This is a genomic window from Hyphomonas sp., from assembly GCF_040882205.1.
Lineage (GTDB): Bacteria > Pseudomonadota > Alphaproteobacteria > Caulobacterales > Hyphomonadaceae > Hyphomonas.
The window spans coordinates 1-2566 of the sequence record NZ_JBBEBT010000256.1 but is presented as its reverse complement, the minus strand read 5'-3'; the positions used below and the strand labels follow the sequence as shown (position 1 = coordinate 2566).

The window sequence follows — 2566 nt, the reverse complement described above, 5'->3', positions numbered from 1 at the left end:
ACGAGACGCCGACGGTGTTCCTCGCCTACACGATCAAGGGCTGGGGTACGCCGCTAGCCGGGCACAAGGACAACCATTCCGGCCTGATGACAAAGGCGCAGATGGCCGAGTTCCAGACTCTGATGGGCATTGCAGACGGCGAGGAATGGGAGGCGCTGGCGGGCCTGGAAAATCCCTGTTCGATCAGGGACTTCCTCGGGAAAGTTCCATTCTTCAAGGCGGGACCGAGGCGCTATACGTCGCCGGCGGTGCCTTCCCCGGGACCGGTGTATCTCGATGACGAGATGCTGTCGACGCAGGCCGGTTTCGGCAAGATCCTCGACGCGCACGCGCGCCTCGACACCGAACTCTCACGCCGTATGCTGACGACCTCGCCGGACGTGACGGTCTCGACGAACCTCGGCGCCTGGGTGAACCGGCGCGGGCTGTTTGCGCGCGAGGCGGTGGCCGACACGTTCCGGGACGAAAAGATTCCCTCGGCGCAGAAATGGAGCTTCTCGCCGGAGGGCCAGCATATCGAGCTTGGCATTGCCGAGATGAACCTGTTCCTGCTGCTCGGCGCGGCGGGGCTGTCGCATTCGCTGTTCGGAGAGCGGCTGATCCCCATCGGCACGGTATATGATCCTTTCATTGCGCGAGGCCTCGATGCGCTGAACTATGCTTGCTACCAGGACGCGCGCTTCATCATCGCCGGCACGCCGAGCGGCGTTACGCTGGCGCCGGAAGGCGGGGCGCACCAGTCGATCGGCGCGCAGCTGATCGGCATGAGCCAGGACGGGCTGGTCTCGTTCGAGCCGGCCTTTCTCGACGAACTCTCGATCATCATGGACTGGAGTTTCGACTATCTGCAGCGCAGCGGCGAGGGCGACCCGGACGAGCGCACCTGGCTGCGGGACGAGACGGGCGGCTCGGTCTACCTGCGCCTTTCCACCCGCCCCATCGAGCAGGTGCGCGTCTGGAAGCGCGATGACGCTGCTTTCCGGCAAGGCGTGATCGATGGCGGCTACTGGCTGCGCCCGCCCGGGCCGAATTGCGAAGTCGTGATCGCCTATCAGGGCGTCGTCGCGCCTGAAGCGATCAAGGCGGCGGCGCGGATCGGCGAAGGGCGCCGCGATATCGGCGTGCTGGCGGTAACCTCTGCAGACAGACTGAACTCCGGCTGGACCGCCGCGCGGCGCGCGCGCGCGAGAGGCCAGCGCAAGGCACTGAGCCAGATCGAACGGCTGATGGAGGGTGTGCCCCGGCACTGCCAGCTGATCACGGTGACCGATGGCCACCCGGCTACGCTCGCCTGGGTCGGCGGCGTGAAAGGCCATGCCGTCACGCCGCTAGGGGTCGAGCATTTTGGCCAGACAGGCACGATCCGCGACCTCTACCGCCACTTCCAGATCGACGCCGACGCGATCGTCTCGGCGGCGAGCCACCTGTCGCCGGGTAGATTTCTCAAGTAATGCGGCCGAGTTTGGCATGGGCGTCTTGGAGCAAAGACACGGTGGCCCTGCCGCCCTGAAAGGGCATGTAACTCTGCTTTCCTGTCTAAAGCTACTTGGTGTCAGAGTTTATCTTTAGGCCATGGGAGACGCGGCCTTGTTGCATCGGCGCGCTGACCGTCTGAGCATTCCGTTACTAAATTGCCACACACGCTGTTCGTTTGAATCCGAAGTCGGAATCGTTAAAAAATAGAATTGCATTCGAAGTCATTTTGTGTGTCGATGTGGCAAAGGCGCGCTGGCATGGCGGCCTGTGAGCTGAGGAGCAGGGTGCAATGTCGATATCATTAAATCTGAAATGGGCTTTGTCAGGCGGCGTTGCGGCGCTGGCTCTGGGCGCGCCGGCCTTTGCCCAGGAGGAGGGGCAAGGCGAAACCGAGCGCAAGCTGGGCGTCATCACAGTGACGTCGGAAAAGCGGGCTGCGAGCATTCAGGATGTGCCGCTGTCCGTCACGGCCGTATCGGGCGAAGTGCTCGGCGCCGCGGGTATCGTTGATCTTTCCACCCTCGACAAGCTTGCGCCAGGTCTTCAGTTTGGCCAGTCAGGAACGGATGCGCGGCCTGCCATCCGTGGTGCACGGACCGAAAGCGTCTCCGTCCAGCAGGACCCGATCATCTCGTTCTATGTCGACGGCGTCTATCGCTCCCTGACATCACAGGCGCTCGCGTCTATGGTAGACGTGGACCGCGTCGAAGTTCTTCGCGGTCCCCAGGGAACGCTTTACGGAAGAAATGCTTTCGGCGGCGCGGTGAATGTAATTTCCAATGCGCCTTCTGCGGAACCCGAGTACGGCGCATCGATCCTTTATGGAAACTATGACCGTGTCAGGGTCGAAGGATATGGAAATGTTCCGCTGTCGGATGATCTGTTCCTGCGCGTGGCGATCTCGACCGATACGCACGATCCGATCATCGAGAATAGCTTCAATCCCGAAGCCGGCTTGCGCGACAAGGACGAGCAATATGTCCGCGCTTCGCTGCGTTGGGAGCCAACCGATACCCTGGACCTCACGCTTCGCGCCAGCCGCAGGCAGCAGGGCGGACTTGGGAACTCGGAATTCGGTGCAAAACTAATG

Annotated in this window: 1 protein-coding gene and 1 pseudogene; both read left to right on the top strand. The window is 62.4% G+C overall.

The annotated features are described in order from the left end of the window. Positions 1-1451, top strand: a pseudogene (locus WEA77_RS11040) (transketolase); the annotation flags it as partial. A 314-nt stretch (positions 1452-1765) separates the two neighbouring features. Next, the coding region (locus WEA77_RS11035; protein ID WP_368067935.1) for a TonB-dependent receptor at positions 1766-2566 on the top strand (801 nt) is incomplete at its 3' end.